At 68.4% G+C, this 21,912-nt stretch carries 20 protein-coding genes; 8 read left to right on the forward strand and 12 right to left on the reverse strand.

Going from position 1 to position 21,912, the window contains the following annotated elements:
* Positions 1–31: 31 nt before the first annotated feature.
* A complete protein-coding gene (locus tag IP93_RS12170) occupies positions 32–916 on the reverse strand; it encodes a LysR substrate-binding domain-containing protein (RefSeq protein ID WP_144816091.1) in 885 nt (294 codons plus the stop codon).
* A 106-nt stretch (positions 917–1,022) separates the two neighbouring features.
* On the opposite strand from IP93_RS12170, the gene IP93_RS12175 reads away from it, so the two are divergent.
* Complete coding sequence (locus IP93_RS12175; RefSeq protein ID WP_144816092.1) at positions 1,023–1,916, forward strand: DMT family transporter; 894 nt, start codon at positions 1,023–1,025, stop codon at positions 1,914–1,916.
* Here the strand turns inward: IP93_RS12175 and IP93_RS12180 are convergent.
* From IP93_RS12180 to IP93_RS12190, 3 genes are all read right to left on the reverse strand, one after another.
* Complete coding sequence (locus IP93_RS12180; RefSeq protein WP_425480047.1) at positions 1,894–2,814, reverse strand: DUF72 domain-containing protein; 921 nt, start codon at positions 2,812–2,814, stop codon at positions 1,894–1,896. The genes IP93_RS12175 and IP93_RS12180 overlap by 23 nt on opposite strands.
* Positions 2,811–4,628, reverse strand: coding sequence for a DUF885 domain-containing protein (locus IP93_RS12185; protein WP_144816094.1), 1,818 nt, complete (start codon positions 4,626–4,628; stop codon positions 2,811–2,813). Before IP93_RS12185 ends, IP93_RS12180 begins: the two co-directional genes overlap by 4 nt.
* An 82-nt stretch (positions 4,629–4,710) precedes the next feature.
* Positions 4,711–5,004, reverse strand: coding sequence for a hypothetical protein (locus tag IP93_RS12190; protein WP_144816096.1), 294 nt, complete (start codon positions 5,002–5,004; stop codon positions 4,711–4,713).
* A 180-nt stretch (positions 5,005–5,184) separates the two neighbouring features.
* Here IP93_RS12190 and speG point away from each other — a divergent pair, with 180 nt between their 5' ends.
* Both speG and IP93_RS12200 read left to right on the forward strand, forming a co-directional pair.
* On the forward strand, positions 5,185–5,727 hold the full coding sequence (speG, locus tag IP93_RS12195; protein WP_144816097.1) for a spermidine N1-acetyltransferase: 543 nt from the start codon (positions 5,185–5,187) through the stop codon (positions 5,725–5,727).
* A gap of 155 nt (positions 5,728–5,882) precedes the next feature.
* Positions 5,883–8,285 (forward strand): TonB-dependent receptor plug domain-containing protein, encoded by a 2,403-nt coding sequence (locus IP93_RS12200; protein ID WP_144816099.1) that lies wholly within the window; start codon positions 5,883–5,885, stop codon positions 8,283–8,285.
* Here the strand turns inward: IP93_RS12200 and IP93_RS12205 are convergent.
* From IP93_RS12205 to IP93_RS12215, 3 genes are all read right to left on the reverse strand, one after another.
* Positions 8,282–9,694 (reverse strand): serine/threonine protein kinase, encoded by a 1,413-nt coding sequence (locus IP93_RS12205; RefSeq protein WP_144816101.1) that lies wholly within the window; start codon positions 9,692–9,694, stop codon positions 8,282–8,284. The genes IP93_RS12200 and IP93_RS12205 overlap by 4 nt on opposite strands.
* Before the next feature lies 1 nt (position 9,695).
* Positions 9,696–10,442 carry a metallophosphoesterase family protein gene (locus IP93_RS12210; RefSeq protein ID WP_144816103.1) on the reverse strand — a complete coding sequence of 249 codons (747 nt, stop codon included), beginning with the start codon at positions 10,440–10,442 and terminating at the stop codon, positions 9,696–9,698.
* 110 nt (positions 10,443–10,552) lie between these two features.
* Positions 10,553–11,482, reverse strand: coding sequence for a peptidylprolyl isomerase (locus tag IP93_RS12215; RefSeq protein ID WP_425480048.1), 930 nt, complete (start codon positions 11,480–11,482; stop codon positions 10,553–10,555).
* A gap of 266 nt (positions 11,483–11,748) precedes the next feature.
* On the opposite strand from IP93_RS12215, the gene IP93_RS12220 reads away from it, so the two are divergent.
* Positions 11,749–12,114 carry a PadR family transcriptional regulator gene (locus IP93_RS12220; protein ID WP_144816106.1) on the forward strand — a complete coding sequence of 122 codons (366 nt, stop codon included), beginning with the start codon at positions 11,749–11,751 and terminating at the stop codon, positions 12,112–12,114.
* Positions 12,111–13,064 carry a sensor domain-containing protein gene (locus IP93_RS12225; protein WP_144816107.1) on the forward strand — a complete coding sequence of 318 codons (954 nt, stop codon included), beginning with the start codon at positions 12,111–12,113 and terminating at the stop codon, positions 13,062–13,064. Before IP93_RS12220 ends, IP93_RS12225 begins: the two co-directional genes overlap by 4 nt.
* Before the next feature lie 108 nt (positions 13,065–13,172).
* Here IP93_RS12225 and IP93_RS12230 read toward each other — a convergent pair whose 3' ends face one another.
* Together IP93_RS12230 and IP93_RS12235 are read right to left on the reverse strand one after the other, a co-directional pair.
* Complete coding sequence (locus IP93_RS12230) at positions 13,173–14,420, reverse strand: polyhydroxyalkanoate depolymerase (RefSeq protein WP_144816109.1); 1,248 nt, start codon at positions 14,418–14,420, stop codon at positions 13,173–13,175.
* 151 nt (positions 14,421–14,571) lie between these two features.
* Positions 14,572–15,186 carry a class I SAM-dependent DNA methyltransferase gene (locus IP93_RS12235; protein ID WP_144816111.1) on the reverse strand — a complete coding sequence of 205 codons (615 nt, stop codon included), beginning with the start codon at positions 15,184–15,186 and terminating at the stop codon, positions 14,572–14,574.
* A gap of 93 nt (positions 15,187–15,279) precedes the next feature.
* On the opposite strand from IP93_RS12235, the gene IP93_RS12240 reads away from it, so the two are divergent.
* Positions 15,280–15,732: a CopD family protein gene (locus IP93_RS12240; protein WP_144816112.1), complete on the forward strand. Its 453-nt coding sequence runs from the start codon at positions 15,280–15,282 to the stop codon at positions 15,730–15,732.
* 52 nt (positions 15,733–15,784) lie between these two features.
* Here the strand turns inward: IP93_RS12240 and IP93_RS12245 are convergent, their stop codons facing one another.
* Positions 15,785–17,512 (reverse strand): alkaline phosphatase, encoded by a 1,728-nt coding sequence (locus IP93_RS12245; protein ID WP_144816114.1) that lies wholly within the window; start codon positions 17,510–17,512, stop codon positions 15,785–15,787.
* Positions 17,513–17,656: 144 nt separating this feature from the next.
* Here IP93_RS12245 and IP93_RS12250 point away from each other — a divergent pair, with 144 nt between their 5' ends.
* Positions 17,657–18,994, forward strand: coding sequence for a dicarboxylate/amino acid:cation symporter (locus IP93_RS12250; RefSeq protein ID WP_144816116.1), 1,338 nt, complete (start codon positions 17,657–17,659; stop codon positions 18,992–18,994).
* Between the two features lie 4 nt (positions 18,995–18,998).
* Here IP93_RS12250 and IP93_RS12255 read toward each other — a convergent pair whose 3' ends face one another.
* A complete protein-coding gene (locus tag IP93_RS12255) occupies positions 18,999–19,487 on the reverse strand; it encodes an NUDIX hydrolase (protein WP_144816117.1) in 489 nt (162 codons plus the stop codon).
* Positions 19,487–20,359 (reverse strand): subclass B3 metallo-beta-lactamase, encoded by an 873-nt coding sequence (bla, locus tag IP93_RS12260; RefSeq protein WP_144816119.1) that lies wholly within the window; start codon positions 20,357–20,359, stop codon positions 19,487–19,489. The genes IP93_RS12255 and bla overlap by 1 nt, the downstream gene beginning before the upstream one ends.
* A 152-nt stretch (positions 20,360–20,511) precedes the next feature.
* Between bla and IP93_RS12265 the strand changes: the two genes are divergently transcribed.
* Positions 20,512–21,909, forward strand: coding sequence for a M16 family metallopeptidase (locus IP93_RS12265; RefSeq protein WP_199747214.1), 1,398 nt, complete (start codon positions 20,512–20,514; stop codon positions 21,907–21,909).
* The last annotated feature ends 3 nt before the right edge of the window (positions 21,910–21,912 follow it).

The raw sequence follows: 21,912 nt of genomic DNA on the forward strand, positions 1-21,912 counted from the left end.
CCACGCCGAGGGCTGCGCCGCCGAGCGGCGGTCAATTCGTGGGCAGGGCGGTCAGCCAGTCGAGAAAGGCGCGCGCGGCGGGGCGCACGCGCCGGTGCGAGGGGTACACGACGTAGTAACTCCATCGGGCCGGTAGTGCCGGGCCCGGCAGAGGCACCAGCCGGCCGCTGGCAAGGTAATCGGTCGCAATCCTTTCGCGCGCGAGCATGGCCCCCAAGCCGCGTGCGGCGGCTTCCAATGCGTCCGTGGAGTCGCTGAAGACGTAGCGGGCGTCGGTGTCCACCCCGTGCACGCCCGCGGCACGAAACCAGTCGGGCCAGCCTTGGCGCCCCAGGTCGGACACCAGCGGGAGTCGCGCGACGTGTGCCGGTTCGGTCACCTCCGCCAAGCCCGGCAAGGTGGGTGCGGCCACGGGAAACAGCGATTCGGTCATCAGCGGGTGCGCGGTGAGTCCTGGCCAATGGCCGGGACCGTGGCGCACGCCCAGGTCCGGGCCGCCTTCGTCGAAACGGGTCAGGGCGATTTCGGTGTCGATGTTGACGCGTATCTCGGGATGTGCGGCGGCAAAATCCGGCAGGCGAGGCAACAGCCAAGCGTGGGCCCAGGAGTGCAGGGTGGTGATGCGCACGCGCTCGGTGTCGTGGCGTGCGGTGCGCAGTTGGCGCAGGGCTTCCTCCATGTCGGCCAGCGCGCTGCCGGCGGCATCGGCCAGTTGCCGTCCCTCGGCGGTGAGCGAGACGCCGCGGGCATGCCGCTGGAACAGCACTGTGCCCAGCCGACTCTCCAGCTTGCGCACGTGGTGGCTGACCGCGCTGGCGGTCAGGTGCAGCTCCTCCGCGGCGTGGGCGAAGTTCTGGTGGCGAGCGGCCGATTCGAACGCCGCCAAGGCTGGGAGCCAGTCCGATCGCAGGGCCATCTGAGCCTCAAATCTGGTTTGTGTCTGACCTCGAAAGTATGCGCTTGTGGCTGACGCGCGCGATAGGACAATGTCCGCTCGACAAGAGTCAGATTGGAGCCTCCCCATGAACAGCGTCGCGGTCCCTGCCCTCGACACCCATCCGGCCAGCGGCTGGTTGACCCCGCTCGAGCTCGGCCTGCTCGGCGCCATCTGGGGGGCCTCGTTCCTGTTCATGCGCGTGGCGGCTCCGCATTTCGGCGCGATGCCGCTGGTGGAGGTGCGCCTGGCGCTGGGTTCGCTGGTGCTGCTGCCGTTCCTGTGGCGCGCCCGTGCGCAGTTCCCGGCGCGGTTATGGCCCAGGCTGGCGATCATTGGCGCGATCAACTCGGCGGTGCCGTTCATGCTGTTCGCGTGGGCGGCACAACGCGCCCCGGCGGGCATCGGTGCGATCGCAAACGCGATGACGGTGTTGTTCACCGCGCTGGTCGGCTTCCTGTTCTTCGGCGAGAAGATCGGCTCGCGGCGGGCAACGGCGCTGCTGGTCGGCTTTGCGGGTGTGGTGGTGCTGGCCAGTGGCAAGGTGGCCGGGGCCAGTATCGGCTGGGCAGTGGCGGCCGGCGCTGGTGCGTCGCTGCTCTACGGTTTGGGCATCAACCTGGTGCGCCGCCACCTGACCGGTCTGCCGGCGGCGGCGGTGGCCTCGGCTACGCTCGGCGTGTCCGCGCTGCTGACCCTGCCGTTTGCGGTGGCCACCTGGCCGCAGGCGCCGATCCCCGCGGCGTCGTGGTTCTCGGCGGCGATGCTCGGCGTGGTCTGCACCGGCGCGGCCTTCGTCATGTACTACCGGCTGATCGCGCGCATCGGCGCCAGCCGCGCTTCGACGGTGACCTACCTGATCCCGGTGTTCGGCGTGGCGTGGGCGTGGCTGCTGCTTGGCGAGCCGTTGACCCTGACCATGGGCATCGCGGGCGCATTGATCCTGGGCAGCGTTGCGATCAGCCAACGCGCAGCGAAGTGAGCCGCTGCAGCAGGGCCATCGCTGCAGCCGGGTTGCGTTCCTTGGCGGCGCTGATGAAGTAGACGAACACCTCCCGCGGTACCTCGGGAGGCGCGTCATTGGAGAGACAGGGCAGGTCCTCGGGCTGCCCGCCACCGCCCCAGGTGCGCGCGTGTCGGGCCCAGCGATCCAGTTCACCGGCGGGGTAGCCGGTGGCCTCGCCGGGCCGTGAACGCATCAGCCGCGCATAGACGAAATCCGCGGTGACATCGGCGAAGGACGGGTACTCGTCCGAATCGGTGAACACGGTGGCCATGCCGTGGCGTCGGGCCAGGGCGATGAACCCCGCATCGACGAACGCGGGGTCGCGCACGTCCAGCACGTGGCGCCAGCGGCGGCCGTGGGCCCGCGTCGGCAGCAGGGCCAGGAACGCCTCGAAGTCGTCGCGCTGCAAGCGAACGCCGCTGTCGAACTGCCACACGATTGGTCCAAGCCGATCGCCCAGTGCCGCGATGCCGCCAAGGAAGTCCTCCACCTGCGGCCCGGTCTTCGCCAGCGCCCTGGATTGCATGATCCGCATCGGCGCCTTGGCCGAGAACACGAAGCCGTCCGGCGTCTCCGCCGCCCACCTGGCGTAGGTCTCCGGCTTCTGCGTGCCGTAGTAGGTGCCGTTGATTTCGATGGCGGTGACATGGCGGCTGGCGAACTCCAGTTCGCGCCGTTGCACGAGTTCCTTGGGGTAGAAGTTGTCGCGCCACGGCGCATACACCCAGCCGCCGATGCCGACACGGATGGGCGGAGCGCCGCGGGCAGGCCCATCCGCGGACGGTGCGGGATGGTCAGCGCGATCCGCGGGTGGAGCGGCGAACAGGTCGCCGCTCGAGTCACCGGATGTTGACGGGCGCTGCCTCCGGATCACTTGATCGGTTCGTCCAGCAGCATCTGCCGCACGAAGCGCACCGGTGGCGCGCCGTAGGAAAGCACCGCATCGTGGTAGCGCTTGGCGTTGAAGTTGGCGCCTTCCTCCGCTTCCACCGCCTTGCGCATGTCGAAGTGCTCCTGCGCACCGACGAAGTAGGTCGGCAGCTGTGCGCTGGTGAGCTGCGCGCGTACCCACTTGCCCGCGGCCTCGCGTTCCTGCTGGAACGCGCCCTTGGTCATCAGCTCCATCGCCTGTTCGCGGGTCCAGTTGTCCACGTGCACGCCCTGGTCGAGGATCGCGTTGGAGATGGTGCGCAGGTAGAACTTCAGCTGCACCAGGCGGAACAGCGGGTCGTTGTCCATGTACCCGGCATCGGCCATCACGTCCTCGGTGTACACCGCCCAGCCTTCGGCGAACAGGCCCGAGCGCAGTACCGCGCGCAGGGTCGACTTGTTCTGCACCGAGTGCGCGCCTTCCAGGTAATGCCCCGGCATCGCCTCGTGGATCGACAGCAGGTGGATCATGCGGTTGTTGTATTCGCGCAGGAACGAGTCCACCTGCGCCTGCGACCATTCATCCGGAATCGGCGAGATCGCGTAATAAGTGTCCAATCCCTTGTCGAGCGGGCCGGGCGAGTCGCAGTAGGCCACCGCGACGCCGCGCTGGAACTCCGGCATCAGGATGATCTTGACCGGGTCGGCGGGCACGGTGACCAGGTCCTTGGCCTGGGTGAAGGCGGTGGCGTCGGCCAGCGTCTGCTTGGCGAAGTCGACCACCTTGTCGCGCGCCGGGCGCTCGGCGTAGGCCAGTTCCAGCGCGGCCTCGATGGCAGCCTGCTGCTGCGCGGCATCGGGCTTGTCCGCCAACGAAGGTGCGTTCGGCTCGTCCTTCAGCACCTGCTGGGCGATGGCGTACATCTCGTTACGCACGCGGGTCATCTCGGCCTCGGCGCGTTGCTTGATCTCGGCACGCGACAGCGAGGAATTGAGAGAGAACTTCAGCTTCTCGTCGTACAGGGTCTGGCCCAGCCGGAAGTTGCCCTTGGCCGCCGGTACCAGGGTCTTGTCCAGCCACTCCTGCTGCTCGGCAACGGCCTTGCGCAGCGTGGACACGGCATCGTCCAGGCGCTTGCGCTCGGCGCCCTTGAGCTGGCCGGCGTTGGGCGTGATGAAGGTGTCGATCAGGCTCAGCACGCCCGCGTTCTGCCTGGCCACGGTCTCGGCGTGGATCTTCGGCACGCGCGCCGGGTCCAGGTTCTCGCGCATCTGCTGGAACAGTGCGGGGATCTTCTCCATGCGCGCCGCGGCTGCGTTGAGCCGCTGCGGCATCGGTGCGAATTCGCGCGCCATCAGGTTGTAGATCGCGCCCCCGGCCAGGCCGCTGTAGGCCTGCGGGTCCCAGGCCCAGGCCTGCAATGTCTCGATGCTCCAGATGTCGGCCTGCAGCTGGTTGCGCAGGATGGCCGCGTCGATCTGGTTCTCGCGCGAGAGTCGGGAGGCGTCCAGCGCGTCCAGTTCGGCCAGCAAGCGCCTGCTGAAATCCGTGGCCTTCTGCCGGCCGGCGGCACTGAGGTCATCGAGCTGGTCGTCGAAGCGATGGTCGCCGATCTGGGTGGCCGCCACCGGGTTGAGTGGCAGCCAGCCATCGAGCCAACGCTTGGACAGCTCGGCGAATTGTTCGTCCACTTGCACGTTGGTGGCGGACGCGGTCGCGGTGTCGGTGGCGGGAGCAGGCGGGGTAGAGGGCTGGCAGGCGGTCGCGAGCGAGGCGGCCAGTACGGCCGCGGTCAGGGGCAGGAGCGAATTGCGCATGGGGGACTCGGACAGGCGGCAGGGCCGCGACTGCCCGAGGATAGCCGGAGCAACGGCGCACCGCATGCGCCGATGGTCAGGGCTATTCGTCCTCCTCCTCGAACTCCACCAGTACGTCCAGTTCGAAGGCCAGCGCCTCCACCGCCTCGCGCACCTTCTGCGCCGTGGACAGGTTTGGGGCGTCGATTTCGATCTCGTGCATGTCGGGTCCGCTGACGTCGCTGAGCCCGGCCGAACTCGAATCGAAGTCGTCCATGTGCGGCATCAGGTCGCCGACCTCCTCCACGTGCTCGATGCCGTCCAGGCTGGTGAGCAGGTTGCCGATGGCGCGGACGTCGTCCTCGCTACCAGTGACGCGCAGTCGGAGCAGGGGCATGGCAACACTCGCCGGTGTGGGGTGCCGTCAGGCTAGGCAGCGATTGGCTAAGGCGGCGTGATGGCGTGGCCGGCCCGCGGGTCCGCCAGCGCAACGGCAATGCACGGTCGGCGCTGGTGGCGGCAGGAGGCACGGATGCGGCGTCATCCGGGTCCCGCATGGCGGGTGTAGGGTAGTGCCATGGAACGGACTTCGCCCATCGTGACCCTGCGCCCGCTGGAACGCGGCGACCTGCACTTCGTCCACGTGCTCAACAACAACCGCAGCGTCATGGGCTACTGGTTCGAGGAGCCCTACGAGTCGTTCGTCGAACTGGAAGAGCTGTACCGCAAGCACATCCATGACCAGTCCGAGCGCCGCTTCATCATCCAGGACGGGGCCGGCGAGCGGGTGGGGCTGGTGGAACTGGTGGAGATCGACCACCTGCATCGGCGTGCGGAGTTCCTGATCATGGTCTCGCCGGAGCACCAGGGCCGAGGGTATGCCCGTGTCGCCACGCGGCTGGCGATCAACTACGCGTTCCGGATGCTCAACCTCTACAAGCTCTACCTGCTGGTGGATGTGGACAACGCGCGCGCGATTCGTGTCTACGAGGGGGCCGGGTTCCGCCGCGAGGGGGTGCTGGTGGACGAGTTCTTCAGCGACGGGCGCTACCACGACGTGTTGCGCATGTGCCTGTTCCAGCACGAAGTGCTGGGCCGCGGGCGCGGTGGAGGCGACTGAGCCTGCTCCGGATGTCCGGCGCTGTCACGGCGTCAGCGGGCGACGCTTGCTGGCGTGCCTGCGGGGGTACCGGCCACGGGGATTGGACGGGCGATGAATTTGCCGGCTAGATTGGGGGTGTAACAGGGGGTTACATCACTTTGGGGACATCGCCAATGCTTTCCATCGCACGTCGCACCACGTTGTGCCGGGCCGTCGCGCTCGCGCTTTCGCTGCCGGTTGCCGCCACCGCCTTCGCCCAGGAGGCCGCGCCAACCGCGGCCCAGGATGAAGCGGTCACCCAGTTCGAGACTGTACGCACCATCGGTTCGCGCCGCATCGACCGCACCTCGGACACCACCACCCCGGTGCCGGTGGACGTATTGCCCATGTCCGACGCGGCCGAGCATGGCGCGCAGTTCGACCTGGCGCAGACGCTGCAGTACACCGCACCTTCGTTCAACTCCACGCGCCAGACCGGCGCGGACGGCGCCGACCTGGTGGATGGCGCTGCGCTGCGCGGCCTGGGCTCGGACCAGACCCTGGTGCTGGTCAACGGAAAGCGCCACCACACCGTGTCGCTGGTCAACATCTACGGCGCGCGTGACCGAGGCAACACCGGCACCGACCTCAACGCCATCCCGTTGCTGGCCATCGACCGCATCGAGATCCTGCGCGACGGTGCCGCCGCGCAGTACGGCTCCGACGCCATCGCCGGGGTGATGAACATCGCGCTCAAGCGCAGCAAGGGCTGCGAGGCGGTGCTGGGTTGGGGGCAGTATTCGGAGGGCGATGGCGAGAACTTGCTGGCTTCGGCGTACTGCGGCGTGGGCTTCGCCATGGGCGGCGGCTTGTCGGTCACCGGGGAATGGCAGGATCGCGACCGCTCCAATCGCGCCACCGACTTCAACCCGCTGCGCACCATCGGCGACTCCAAGGTGGAAAACCGCACGGTCTATCTCAACGGCGACGCGCCGCTGGGCGAGGTCGGAGAGGTGTACTTCACCGCGGGCATGCAGAACCGCGACGCCTCGTCGGCGGCGTGGGCGCGTGGCGGCATCGGCAGCGACGACATCCCGTCGCGTAATTCCGAGGCGATGTATCCCGACGGTTTCGTGCCCTTCATCGACGGCGTGCTGGATGACCGCTACGGCATCATCGGCCTGCGGGGCGACGCGGGTGCGTGGCACTGGGATGTGTCGTACACGCATGGTTACAACGAGTTCGAGTACACCATCCGCCACACGCTCAATGCGTCCATCGCCAACCTCGACCGGACCAACGGTGGTGCAGGCATCAGTCCGAGCGAGTTCGACGCGGGTGGCTTCTCGTTCGAGCAGGACACCGCCAACTTCGACGTGTCGCGTTATTTCGACGGCGTGCTCAACGGCCTGAACGTGGCGTTCGGCGCCGAAGCGCGCGAGGAGCGCTACCGCATCCGCGCCGGCGAACCGGGGTCGTACCAGGACGTGGACGGCGTGGGCGAGGGCGGCAACGCCGGCAGCCAGGGCTTCCCGGGCTTCCAGCCGGGCGACGTGACCGACCGCAGCCGCGACAGCACCGCGCTGTACGCCGACTTCGAACTGGATGTCACCGACCGCTTCATGACCGCGTTCGCGGTGCGTTACGAGGACTACAGCGACTTTGGCGACACGCTCAACGGCAAGCTGGCGGCGGCGTTCCACGCCACCGACAACCTGCTGCTGCGCGGCTCGGTCAGCACCGGGTTCCGCGCGCCTTCGCTGCAGCAGAAGTACTTCTCCTCGACCATCACCGACTTCATTGGCGGGCAGCCGGTCGACATCGTCATCGCGCCCAACGACAGCGCGCTGGCGCAGGCGGCGGGCATCCCCAACCTGGTGGAGGAGCAGTCCACCAGTGTCACGCTGGGCCTGACCTGGGCGCCGCGCGACAACCTGTCGGTGACGCTGGACGCCTACCGCATCGAGATCGACGACCGCGTGGTGCTCAGCGGCGAGTTCGACAACACCGATCCCAACATCGGCCCGGTGCTGGATGACCTGGGTGTCGGCCTGGCGCGGTTCTTCTTCAACTCGGTGGACACCCGCACCACCGGCGTGGACCTGACCGTGTCGCACGACATGGCGCTGGGCGGCGGCAAGCTGGCCAGCTTCCTGGGCCTGAACTACGGCAAGACCGAGATCACCCAGGTGCACACGCCGCCGCAACTGGTCGGCCGCGAGGACACCCTGCTGAGCGAGCGCGAGCGTCTGTTCATCGAAGGCGCCGCGCCGCGACTGAAGGCGGTAGCCGGCTTCGACTACACCTGGGGCAAGTGGGCGCCGAGCCTGAAGGTCATCCACTTCGGCAAGCAGACCCTTGGCACGTGGACCGGTGGTGGCGTGCACCAGGACTACGACGCCAAGACCTCGGCGGACGTCAGCCTGACCTACAGCTTCACCGACAAGGCGAAGTTCACCGTCGGTGCGTCCAACATCTTCGATGTGTACCCGACCAGGCAGGACCCGAACGAGACCGACAACGGCCACATCTACGAGAGCGTGCAGTTCGGTATCAACGGGGCCAGCTACTTCGCCCGCTTCTGGATGAAGTTCTAAGCGGGGGCGCCATCGTCCGGCTGGGGCGCGCGCACCACCGTCACGGTGCACGTCGCCTCGGCCACCACGCGCGCCGAGACGCTTCCAAGCAACCGGCGCACGCCGGTGATGCCGCGTGCGCCCATCACCAGGTGGTCCACGCGGTTGTTGCGCGCGAACTCGATCAGCGCTTCGGCAGGGTCGCTGTGCTCCAGCACGTGCACGGTCAGCGGGCGGTCGCCCAGCTTGAGCGGTCGCGCCCAATGGCGCAGTGCCAGCAGACGCTTGACGTGGCGGTTGCGGCCTTCGGCATCGATGTTGCTGTCCAGGCCGATGCGCGGCGTGCGCATCACGGTGACGCATGCCAGCCGCGCCTGCGGGAAAGTGGACAGCACCCGCTGCAGCGCCAGTTGCAGCGCGTCGGTCAGGCGCGGGTCGTCGTGTTTCAGGTCCACGGCCACCATCAACAGCGGCGCTTCGTCCAGTTGCTGGCCGGGGCGGCCGCGCGGGTCGTGCTCGTAGCCCTTGCTGCGCCACCAGCGTTGCAGGCGGGTCCAGCGCCCGGCCCGCTGCGCACGCTCGGCGCGCTCGGTCAGCGGTACCTGGTCACGGTGCTGCAGCGCGTGCGCGACTTGTGCGGCCGTGGCGTAACGGTGGTCAGGGTCGACCTCCAGGCAATGCAGGATGATCTCCTGCAGCCAGCGCGGCAGGTCCTTCTGCAGCGCGCGCGGCGGCACCGGGTCCTGGTACAGCCGCCGACGCAGGCCCGCCGGGCTGGTCGGGTTGCCGAACGGCCGCTCGCCGGTGGCCAGGTGGTAGAGCGTCACGCCCAACGCGAACAGGTCGCTGCGCGGGTCGTTGCGTACGCCCAGCACCTGCTCGGGCGCGATGTACGGCGCGGTGCCGATGGGGATGTTGAACTGCTCGGCCAGCAGGTCTGGCAGGTGCGCGTGGTGCGACAGGCCGAAGTCAATCAGCGCGATGCTGCCGTCCGCGCGGCGAAGCAGGTTGCTGGGCTTGATGTCCAGGTGCACCACGTGCTGCTGGTGCACGGCATGGATGGCGGTGGCCGCAGCAATGCCCAGTTCGGCGACCTGCGCTGGCGGCAGCGGCGCGTGCTCCAGCAACGGCCGCAGCGTGTCGCCGTGCAGATGTTCCATCACCAGCCAGGGCTGGTCCTCGAAGTCACCGCTGGCGATGAAGCGCGGCACGTGCGGGCCGGACAGCGCCGGCAGGATCATCCGCTCCACCTCGAAGCCGACGATGTGCGTGGCCGCCTCGCCGTAGCCGATGCGCGGCAGCTTCATCAGCAGTTCGTCGGCGTGGTCGGGGTGGCGCACGCGCCACAGCGTGGCCATGCCGCCTTCGTGCAGCGGGCCCAGCAGCTCGAAGCCGCCGATCTGCATGCCCGGTTGCACGCGCACGGGCATGTCAGCGGCCTTCGCCCAGGCGCGCCGCGAACGCCGGTGGCAGGCCGGCGCGCAGGATGCGGGCGCTGGCCGCCTCGTGGTCGTAGGGCACGCGCAGGCAGGTCAGGCTGTTGCGTTCGGTGTCCATCCAGCCACAGCACGCGGCGGGGTTGCCGTCGCGCGGTTGCCCCACCGATCCGGGGATGGCCAGCCAGCGCAGCGTCGGCGCCAGCGGGATGGGGAAGTCGCTTCGCGGCGTGAAGTGCCCCGCGTCCAGCCCGCCGGGTCGGGTGTGGTACAGCGCAGGCTCGTGCATGTGCCCGCAGAAGGTGATGCGCTGGCCGGTTGCGGCCAGGCTCTGGGTGGCGGCACGCGCGCCGGTGATGTAGCCCCAGTTGGCGGGCGCCCACGCGTTGGCGTGCACGTACAGACGGTCCTCGTCCTCCACTGACAGCGGCAGGCTGGCGAGGAAGGCGCGTTGCGCGTCGTCGAGCTGGTGGTGCGTCCACGCCACCGCGGCGCGCGCCTCGGCATGCATGTGTTCGGTGCCGCCGCGCACGGCGGCTTCGTCGTGGTTGCCCAGTACCGCCACGCCGCCGTCATCGACCAGTCGTTGTACGGTGTCCACCGTCCACGCCGGGTCCGCGCCATAGCCCACCAGGTCGCCCAGCACCACGGCGCGGTCGAAACCGACCTTGCGCAGCCGCTTCAGGCAGGCCTCGAAAGCCTCGCGGTTGGCGTGCAGGTCGGCGAAGAAGGCCAGGCGCATCGGGTCAGTGTGCGGTCGCGTCGGCGTCGATGGTAGGCAGCCCCCGACGCCGGCGCGATGCGGCTTTGGTCGCGGCGTTCATCCGGTCGTGTCGCACGGGCAAGGGCGGGTCAGGGCGCCTTGGGCGTACGCGTGGGGAGCAGCACGTTGCACACGTTGATGTGGCCGGCGGGGCGCTTGTAGAACGCATCGCGGCGATTGCGGCGCGCTTCCACCAGCTCATCGAACAACGCGGTGTCGGTACGCAGCACCTCCAGCGGCGTGCGCTCGGCCACGGGCACGTCCTGCGCCAGGCGGATGGCCTGGATGCCCGCGTACTGCTCCGGCTTCTCGTAGAAGCCCAGCGGGCCGGTGCCGCGCGGCAGCACCGACAGCAGTTCCATGCCCTGCACCACGTGACCGACCACGGTGATGTTGCGGTCCAGCTGGCGCGGTGACTGGCCGGTGACCACGTACAGTTCGGCCCCGGTGCTGGAGTCCTCGTCGTTGTTGCGGCCCGCACCCACCGCGCCATAGCAGTGCGCCAGCCACGCGCGCCCGGCCTTGGGGTCACGACCGACCGGGAAGCCTTCGGCAAAGCCGGCCTGCGGCGACCAGCCGTCCACGTCGGGCAGGGCGCGGAACGCCAGCCCCTTGGCCGGACGCTCGAACTCCGCCGGCAGCTTGGCCTTCGCGCTGCCCATCGTCTTCTTTTTGGCTTCGTCTTCGGCGTTGGGGTCGCCCCACTGCACGACGAAGTTGTCCTGCGAGCGGATGATCGCCAACCCGTTCCAGTAGCCCTCGTGCGCCAGCGTGGTGATGTTGGCGACGTGCGCGGGGGCGAAATCCGGGGCCAGTTCGATGATCACGCGACCCGTGGCCAGGTCCAGGTAGAGCGTGCGCGCGGGGTCCAGCGTGCGCCAGTCGGACGGCTTGCTCGCATCCAGGATCTCCTGCGTGCTGCGCGTCTTGGCGGGCGGCGTGGCGGCGAAGGCCAACGGGGCGACGGCACAGGCCAGCAGTACGGACAGGGCGAGCCGCGCGAAGGCGCGTGACGCCACGCCAGAGGCAGGCCCCGATTGGCGAATCCGCAGCTGTCCGGTCCTCTGCGTGGATTCGGGGAGAGATGGGGTGGGCGGTGCGGAAGGCGTCAGACGCATGAGTCGTTCCTTGGCGGGCCGTGGGCGGTATGGCCCGAGTGTAGACGTGCCTCCACTCGCCGACGAGGCCGCCGCGCCGGGCATGGCCTTCGCCCCGGATGACTAATGACAGGGGCGCTATATCGAAGTTGGTACTAGTATCCACTTCAAGCTAGTGGACCCCCACCATGACCGACCTCGACGCCCAACTCAGGAAGTTCCAGAAGGAGCTGAGCACCGGCACGGTGTCGCTGGCCCTGCTGGCGGTCCTGGCCGAGACCGGCGAGCCGATGTACGGCTACCAGATCGCCAAGCGCCTGGAGCGCGACGGCGGCGGTGTACTGAGTGGCAAGCAGAGCGCGCTGTACCCGGTGCTGCGCAACCTGGAAGGGGCCGGGTTGCTGGGCAGCCATGTCGAACCGTCCGTGGCGGGGCCGCCGCGACGCTATTACCGCCTCACCGACGCGGGCCACCAGGCGCTGCGTGACTGGGCCGCCGCGTGGCGCGCGACCCGCGATTCCGTCGATTCCGTGCTCAAAGGGATACCGCAATGAACACCGACAGCACTTTCCCCGGTGGCCTGCCCACCAGCATCCCCGGGTACCTGGACCGGCTGCGCGTGGCCCTGGCGGGCGCCGACCCGTCACTGGTGCAGGACGCGCTGTACGACGCGGAGGAATACCTGCGCTCGGAACTGGCCGAGAACCCCGGCAAGAGCGAGGCCGAGGTGATCGCCGCGGTGTCCGGCAGCTACGGCGCGCCCGACGAAGTGGCCGACATCTACCGCGACACCGAGGTCAAGGTGCAGGCCGCGCTGCGCACCCCGGTGGCCCCACCGCAGCGTTCGCTGCTGGGTCGCTTCTTTGGCGTGGCCGTCGACCCGCGCGCCTATGCAGCGCTGTTCTACATGCTGCTGTCGCTCGCCACCGGCATCTTCTACTTCACCTGGGTGGTGGCCGGCGGGGCGGTGTCGCTGAGCCTGCTGGTGCTGATCATCGGCATCCCGCTGCTGCTGCTGTTCCTCGGTTCGGTGCGGGTGCTGTCACTGGTCGAAGGCCGCCTCGTCGAAGTGATGCTGGGGCAACGCATGCCGCGTCGCCCGCTGTACGCCAACCGCGGCAAGCCGTGGCGGCAGCGCATCACCGAACTGTTCACCGATCCGCGCATCTGGGGCACGTTGCTGTACTTCGTCGCGATGATGCCGCTGGGCGTGGCGTACTTCACCATCGCGGTGACGTTGCTGACGATGTCGCTGGCCTTCATTGCCGCACCCATCGGCGTGTGGACCGGGCTGGTGGACGCCCACGTGGACTACACCGGCTGGCAGCTGGTGGGTTGGGACGGGCAGGCCTGGGGTACGTCGGCCGAGGCGTGGATGTTGCCGCTGATGCTGGTAGCCGGCGTGCTGCTGCTGTTCCTCACCTTGCACATCGCACGTGGCATTGGTCGCCTGCACGGCATCCTGGCGAAGCACCTGCTGGTGAAGTCGGCGCAGTACAGCTGACCCGGCAGCGGGTCGGACGCGCCGGATCCACGAGGCTCCCGATGCAGGAAGGCCCGGTATGAAGCAGGGCCTTCTGCGTTGATCGTGTACGGTGCAGCCCGCGCGCGCCTACTTTGCGTACTGGGCGATGAAGTCCCGCACCTTGGGATACACCTGGGTGCGCCAGCGACGGCCACTGAAGATGCCGTAGTGGCCCGCACCCTGCACGGTCAGGTGGTGCTGGTCCTTTTCCGGAATGCCCGTGCACAGCTTGTGCGCCGCGCGCGTCTGGCCCTGGCCGGAGATGTCGTCCAGCTCGCCTTCGATGGTCAGCAGCGCGGTGCCCTTGATGTCGCCGGGCTTCACGCGTTCGCCGCGCACGTCCCACAGGCCGCGCGGCAGCAGGTGCTCCTGGAACACGATGCGGATCGTGTCCAGGTAGTACTCGCCCGGCATGTCGAGCACGGCGTTGTACTCGTCGTAGAACCGGCGGTGCGCATCGGCGTCGTCCAGGTCGCCCTTCACCAGGTTCTGGTAGAAGTCCCAGTGCGATTCGAAATGCCGCTCCGGGTTCATCGCCACGAACCCGCTGTGTTGCAGGAAACCCGGATACACCCGGCGCCCCGCACCGGGATAGTTGGACGGCACCGGATGCACCAGGTGCGACTCGAACCACCAGTACGGTTTCTGCGCCGCAAGGTCATTGACCTGTGTCGGGCTCTCGCGGGTATCGATCGGTCCGCCCATCATCACCAGCGAGCGCGGCGTGGCTTCCCCGCGCGAGGCCATCAGCGACACCGCCGCCAGCACCGGCACGGTCGGCTGGCACACGCTGATCACGTGCAGCTTGTCGGCGCCGATGTGGCGGATGAATTCCTGGATGTAGGCGACGTAGTCGTCCAGATGGAAGGGGCCCTCGGACTGCGGCACCATGCGCGCGTCCACCCAGTCGGTGATGTACACCTTGTGGTCGCGCAGCAGGGTCTTCACCGTGTCGCGCAGCAGCGTCGAGTGATGCCCCGATAGCGGCGCCACCACCAGCACCGAGGGGTCATCCTTCAGTTCGGTCAGGTTGCCCGCGTCATCGGTGTAGCGCTTGAAGCGCAACAGCCGGCAGAACGGTTTGACGATGACCTCCCGTTCCACCACCGGGTACGGCACGCCGTCGATCTCGACATTGTGGATGCCAAATTCGGGCTTCTCGTAATCCTTCCCGACGCGGTACAGCAGTTCGTAGCCGGCGGCGACGCGCGACGCGCCGGGCAAGGTCGACAGCCAGCTGCCCGACGCCGAGAACATCTTGGAGCCGGCATCGGCCCAGTAGGTCATCGGCGCCATCCAGGCGCGGCCAAGTTCGTGAAGCTGGTAGAGAAACATCCGGTCCGCCCCTGTTCAACGGAACATGCTGCAGTGCAGCGTAACGGATTGGCATGGCGGAAACGTTAACGCAGCGCACACGACCGGGAAGCTTGGCCCCGCGGCTTTCCGGGTTTCCACGGCTCGACCCCGCGCATGGGATGGGTCGCGGTCAGCCGGCTGCGGATACTTCCAGGGCAGCCGCGTCGTCGTACAGCGCCGGCGAGAGCCACAGATGGGAGCCCAGGGGCGCCAGCCCCAGCGCACCCAACCGCTCCCGGTAGAAGCGCGCCGGGCGCTGCTTGAATCCATGGGTGTCGCCCTCGATGCCGTCCTCGTGGGCAAAGGTCTCCAGGAACGCCACGCCGCCGCAGAGTTCGGCCAGCGCCGGCAGCCCGCGGTCGAGTTCGCGCGTCTCCAGGTAATGCAGCACGTCGCTGCACACCAGCAGGTCCACCGGCGCACAGGGCCGCAGGTGTTCGAAGTCGCCGAAGCGGGCCAGGTGCAGGTTGCGCCGCTTGCCGAAACGCCCGACCGCATATTCGCTGCTGTCGAAGCCGAGGTACTGCACGCGCGGGCGCAGCTTGCGCAGCGGCGCCCGCCATGCGCCTTCGCCGCAACCGATGTCCAGCACGGTGCGGATCGGCCGCTCCAGGTGGTATTCGGCCGTGGCCACGGCCAATGCCACCTTGCGCGCCAGCCGCGCGCTGCCGCCAATGGCCTGGTCCTTCAATGCGGGATCGCGGTACCAGCGCTCGAAGTAGGCGGCGTCGTATTGCTTGGTCATGGGCATGTCGGTTGGACCTGGGGCGGCTGCAGCGCGGGCGCGTGCCGGGGCATGCGATCCTATCGCGTCGAATCCATACCCGGAACGTTTCGCATGCATGCCTATCTCTGGCTCAAGACCGCCCACCTCGTGTTCGTGATCGCGTGGATGGCCACCGTGTTCTACCTGCCGCGCATCCTGGTCAATCTGGCGGAAGCGGGCGACGACGCGGCGGTGCGGGCGCGGCTGGTGCTGATGGGCCGCAGGCTGTACCGCTTCGGCCACCACATGTTCGGCGTGGCCTTCGTGCTGGGGCTGGTGCTCTGGCTGGGCTACCGGGTGTTCCCTGGCCTGCCGACGATGGTGGCGGCAGGCAGCGGCTGGCTGCACGCGAAGCTGCTGCTGGTCGCGCTGCTGTTCGGGTACTACATCGTGGCCGGACGCTGGCTGAAGGGCGCCGATGCGGGCAAGGCGTTGCCGTCGTCGAAGGCGCTGCGCTGGTTCAACGAGGTGCCGCTGGTGCTGCTGGTGGCCGTGGTCTACCTGGTGCTGGCCAAACCGTTCTGACCACCGGGGCCGCGCACGCGAGGCATCGCGTCGCGGCCCGGACTGCGCCCGGTCAGGGCGCCGTGGATTGCGGGAACGCCGGCAGTTTCACCGGCACGCCATCGGCGTTGCAGTTGCCCAGCGTGCACTGTGCGCCGCGCAGCGCCGGCATCGCCTGCAGCATGACGTGGTAGATCGCGTTCTGCTCGACGCTGCCGCGCACGGCGCCGCTGCCGGGGCCGCGCGCCCAGATGCCCACGTCCTCGCCGCCGTGGGTTTCATTGGACAGGGGCACGATCGCCTCCTGCAGGTAGTCGGCGTGCCCGGTGTCCACGTCGGTCAGGTCCGGTCGTCCCTGGGTCGCGGCCTGGTAGCCGCTGGTGGACGAGACGAACGACTTCGGCCCTTCCGGTGACTGCGCGGTCGCGCCCACGTAACCCGGGCCGTTGGCGTAGCTGAGCGTGGTGTAGGGCAGGCCCAGTGCGTCCCGCGCCAGTTGGCCGGGTTCGCCTTCCTCGCCGCTGCCGCCGCGCACCTTGCCCAGGATCGGGTTGCCGCGGTCGGGGTAGCCGGCGAAACTCAGCGTATGCGCATGGTCGGCGGTGACCAGGATCAGCGTGTCGTCGGCGGACGTCATGGTGTCGGCCGCCTTGACCGCGTCACTTAGCGCGATGGTGTCGAGCAGCGCGCGGTAGGCATTGCCCTTGTGGTGCGCGTGGTCGATGCGGCCGGCTTCCACCAGCAGCACGTAACCCTTGGGGTTGCGACGCAGGCGGGTGATCGCCGCGCGGGTCATCTCCGCCAGTGACGGCTCGCCGTCGCCGTCGACCTTGCGCTCGTGCTCGTACTGCATGTGATCGGGCTCGAACAGCGCCAGCAGCGGCGCGTTGTCCGGCGCCTTCTGCAATTGCCGCGTGTTCCACACGTAATAGCCGCCCGGGTGGCGCTGCTTCCACTCGGCGACGAGGTCGCGCTCGTCCAGGCGCAGGCCGATCTTGTCGTCGTACTCCGGGTCGCGCTGGCCCACGGGCATGAACTGGCCGCGGCCGCCCCCCATCAGCACGTCCGGCCCGTGGCCGAAGCGCGTTTCCACCATCTGCCGGGCGATGTCGATGCAGCCGGCGGCCTTGGCGGCTTCCGGCACGTCGGTGTCGCTCTCCCAGTTGCGGTCGGCCGAATGGGCGAAGGTGGCGCCGGGGGTGGCATGGGTTACGCGGGTGGTGGTCACCACGCCGGTGGCCAGGCCCTGGCTGGCGGCGGCCTCCCACAGGGTCTGCACCGGCGCCGCCAGTGCCCCGCCGCAATCGCCGCGACGGGCCTGCTGGCCGATGCTGAGCACACCCAACCGGGTCTTCACGCCGGTGGCCATGGCGGACATGGTGCCGGCAGAGTCGGGCGTCTGCGAGTTGGTGTTGTAGGTCTTGCTGAGCGCGGTGTACGGGAAATGCTCCCAGCCCAGGCGGTTCTCCTCGCCGGGGTGGCCCTGGCGCTGGCCGTCGAGGATGCGCGCGGCGGCCACGGTGGTCAGGCTCATGCCGTCGCCAACGAACAGGATCACGTTCTTCGCCCGGCCGCCCATGGCCCCGCGGGCAGCGGCCTGGGCGGCGCCGTCGCGGTACCACCAGTCCGGGGTCTCGCCGGTGGGGCGGGCAATGACCGGCACGTCGACGGCCACTGCCGATGCCGGGTCGGGCATGTCAGCGTGGGGGGTGGCAGCGGATTGGGGCAGGGTGGTGCAGGCGCTGGCGAGCAGCAGGGGGGCGAGGAACAGGGCGCGTTGCGGCCCGGACGGCAAAGTCATGGGGCGTTTCGATGGAAGAGCGAGTGGATGGAGCGATTATGCCCGCGCTTTGTTGCGATTCGGCCTACCGTGTGTTGCACCAGCGGCGTCGCGCGGTGGCGATGGCTCGGTTATCGTTCAAGGCTGACCTTTGATGGCGCGCCCATGTCCCTGATCTCCGCGTGGTTCCGCATCCCGTTCTGGCAACGGGTCGTGGCCGGCTTCGTGCTTGGCGCCCTCGCCGGCTGGGCAGCGGGGCCATCGGCCGAAACGTGGTTCGGCCCCATCGGCGACCTCTACGTCACCCTGATCATGATGATCGCGGTGCCGCTGGTGTTCTTCGCGGTGATCAACGCGGTGGCGTCGCTGAGCGGGCAGAAGTCGATTGCGGCATTGGCCGGTCGCACCTTCGCGTGGTTCGCCATCACCGCGGTGCTGGCGGTGGGCGTGGGCCTGCTGTTCGGCTGGATCATCCAGCCGGGCAGTGGCGTTGGCGTACTGCAGGTGGCTTCGGACTACAAGCCCAAGAACGTGCCCGGCGCGCTGGACATGCTGCTCAACCTGGTGCCCTCCAACCCGTTCCAGGCCTTGTCCGGCGCGGCGACGGCCAGGCTGGCGGACGGCACCAAGGTGCTGGTGCCACGCAGCGGCACGGTGCTGCAGGTGATCTTCTTCGCCGGCCTGGTCGGTTTCGCCATGGTCAAGCTGGGCGAGAAGGTGGCCGGCATCCGCAAGCTGGTGGGCGAAGCCAGCGACGTGATGATCCAGGTGACCCGCTACGTGCTGGAGTTCACCCCGTTCGGCACCTTCGGCCTGATCGCCGCGCTGGTGGGCGGCTACGGCTTCGACCAGTTGCGCCCGCTGCTGAGTTTCGTGGTGGCCCTGTACCTGGCCTGCGCCTTCCACATCGTGGTGGTCTACGGCGGGTTGCTGCTGGCGCATGGGTTGAACCCGTTGAAGTTCTTCCGCGGCGCGGCGCCGGGCATGCAGGTCGCGTTCGTGGCCTCCAGCAGTTTCGCCGCGCTTCCGGTGTCGCTGCGCAGCACCACCCACAATCTCGGCGTGGACAAGGACTATGCCGCATTCGCGGTGCCGCTGGGCGCGACCATCAAGATGGACGGCTGTGGCGCGATCTACCCGGCGTTGGCGGCGGTGTTCATCTCGCAATACGCCGGCATCGAACTGTCGTTGTCGCAGTACCTGGTCATCGCGCTGGCCTCGGTGCTGGGCAGCTTCGGCACCGCGGGCGTGCCGGGCACCGCGGTGATCATGGCGACGGTGGTGCTGAGCGCCGCCGGCCTGCCACTGGAAACCATCGGCTACCTGTACGCCATCGATCGCGTGCTGGACATGATGCGCACCATGACCAACGTGACCGGGCAGATGCTGGTGCCGGTGCTGGTGGCCAAGGAGACCGGCCTGCTTGACCAGGAGGTCTACAACGCCGCGTCGAGCAACGTCGGCCTGCAGGAAGGCGAGGAACGCGGGCGCGAGTCCGCCTGAGGCCTCAGATGCTCGAGTAGTCCCACGACACCATCCGTCCGTCGCGGTACGGCATCACGCCGTGGAAGGCGCGCGGATCGTCGTCGAACACCAGCGGCAGGAAGTTGCGGTCGCCTTCCCACATGGGCAGGTCGTGGATGCGCTCCAGCGGTATCCACTCCAGCGTGCCTTCGGCATTGCTGGCCGGTGGCGTACCGGTGAACCCGGTGATCAGGAACACGAACCCCAGCCAGTCCTCGCCGTGCTTGCCGAAGCCCGGCCAGCTGATGGTGCCGCGCAGCGTCATCGCGGTGCAGTCGATGCCGGCTTCCTCGTGGATCTCGCGGCGCATGCCGGTCACGATGTCCTCGTCCGGTTCCAGCTTGCCGCCCAGGCCGTTGTACTTGCCCAGGTGCTGGTCCCCGGGGCGCGCGTTGCGGTGCACCAGCAGCACCTCGCGGCCATCGGGCGAGAGCACGTAGCCCAGGGTGGCGACGATCGGGGTGTACGGCATCAGGGCGTGGCCTTGCGTTGTTCGGCGGATTGCTTGTCGAACTGCCGCTCGGCATTGTCGGCGTAGGCGCGGCAGTTCATCGGCGTAGTGGGGGCTTTGGCCGTCTCGGGCGCCCAGCCGCTGGCGTCGGGATGTGGCGTGAGCAGCAGATCGCACGGCAGGGCGCGCACCTTGGTGAAGGTGGCGCGGTAGTCCTCCGCGATGCGCGGATAGCGGGCGTGTCCGTGCAGGTCATAGCCGGGTGCGGACAGGCTGTCGACATAGGCGATGCGTACGGACTTCCCGTCGCGGGTGTCGGTCCAGGTCCAGGTCAGCCCGCCGGGCGTGTGACCGGGGGTGAAGTGCGCGCGCAGTTGCACGTCGCCCAGGTCGACCACCTCGCCCTCCAGCAGCAGGCGATCCGTCTTCACCGGCGGATATACCAGGGCGTCGCCGAAGTGCAGGTCGTCGCTACCACCGCGCGCCAGCAGCACGGCCGATTCGGCATTGGTCGCGACCCGCGCACCGGTCGCGCGCTGTACCGCCGCCAGCGGGCCGGCATGATCGGCGTGCGCGTGGCTGTGCACGATCCATTTCAGCTGTCCATTGGCGATGCCGATCTCGCGCAGGTGGCTCAGCAGCATGTCCGCAGCTTGCGGCATGCCTCCATCGACCAGGACCGCACCGTCCTTGCCCACCACCACCAAGGCGCTGAGGCCTGCGGTGCCGACATACCACGTGCGGTCGGCAATCCTGAAGGGTGCGACCGGTTGTCGCCAGGATTCGCGCACTTCGTAGGCCTTCAGTTGCGGCAGCGGGGTTTCGGCGGCGAACCCTGCGGATGCGCAGGCGAGCAACAGGCAGCCGGACAGGGCAATGCGGTGTGGGGGCATGGCAGGCGTGGGCGTGTGCATGGGCGTGGGCAACAGTGTCGGTCATCCGTTGCCACCCCACCAGCGTTGCAAGGATGTCTGCGAAAAAACACCCATTCGCGCATCCACCATGTGCGCTAGAGTACCGATTCCCATTGGAAGAAGGAGTGTCCATGCGCAAGCGCACAGTGTCGGTGCTGCTGGCGGGTCTGGTGATGGCATCGGCAGCCACGTTCAGCGCGAACGCCGCCCCGGATGCCGATCGCTGGAGCGTGCCGGTTGCAGTCAAGAAGCTCGACAACGGCCTGACCGTGATCGTGTCCGAGGACCACAGCTCGCCCACCGTTGGCGTGAGCGTGGTCTACCATGTCGGCATGCGGCTGGAGCCGCGTAATCGCACCGGTTTCGCGCACCTGTTCGAGCACCTGATGTTCGAAGGCACGCCCAACGCGGGCGAGGGCGTGTTCGATCGCGTCATCACCGGTGGCGGTGGCCGCAACAACGGCTCCACCCGCCCGGACTTCACCAACTACATCGAGGTCGCCCCGGCGTCCGCGCTGGAGCCGATCCTGTGGCTGGAAGCGGACCGCATGAAAACGCTCGACTTCAACCCGGTCACGCTCAAGAACCAGCAGGACGTGGTCAAGGAAGAAATCCGCGTCAACGTGAAGAACCAGCCCTATGGCGGGTTCATGTGGCTGGATATTGGCCAGCAGGCGTTCCAGAAGTGGGAGAACAACCACGACGGTTACGGCAGCTTCCAGGATCTGGAAAACGCCAGTCTGCAGGACGTCGCAGCGTTCCACCGCGACTACTACGGTCCCAACAACGCGGTGATCGCGCTGGCCGGCGACGTCACCCCGGCGCAGGGCTTCGCGCTGGCGGAGAGGTACTTCGGCGGCATTCCCGCACGCGCCACGCCCAAGGCGCCGGACTTCCGTGAAGGCCTGAACACGCAGGAAAAGCGCCTCACGCAACCCGACGCGCTGGCACAGGTGCCCGCGATTGCCACGGCGTGGAAGATCCCCGACCGCGGCAGCAAGGACCAGGCCCCGTTCGCGGTGCTGGGCGAAGTGCTGGCCGGTGGTGATGCCTCGCGCTTCTACCAGGGCCTGGTCAAGGGGCGCGAGTTGGCACTCAACGTCGAGGCGCTGTACGGCCTGACCGATCCGTGGACCTACGACGGCCCGACCCTGTTCACCACCTTCGCGCTGTACAAGCCCAACTCCAGCGCCGACGTGCTGCTCACCGCCATCGACGAGGAGATTGCCCGCGTCATCAAGGACGGCGTCAGCGACGCCGAACTCAGACGCGTCAAGACCCGCATGCTGGCCGACTGGTACAACGGCAACGAGAGTTTCATCAGCCGTGCCGACACCCTCGCCAAGCTGCAGACCCTGTGGGGCGACGCCAACGTGGTCAACCAGATCCCCGGCTGGATCGAGAAGGTCACCTCGGCTGACCTCCAGCGCGTGGCGAAGACCTACCTGACCGCGGCCAACCGCACCACCATCGACCGCAAGCCCGCCGCCATGCTGCAGGCCGCGCCGGCCGCCGGGCAGAAGAACTGAGGA

It is taken from the genome of Aerolutibacter ruishenii (assembly GCF_007830115.1).
In the GTDB taxonomy this organism is placed as follows: Bacteria; Pseudomonadota; Gammaproteobacteria; order Xanthomonadales; family Xanthomonadaceae; genus Aerolutibacter; species Aerolutibacter ruishenii.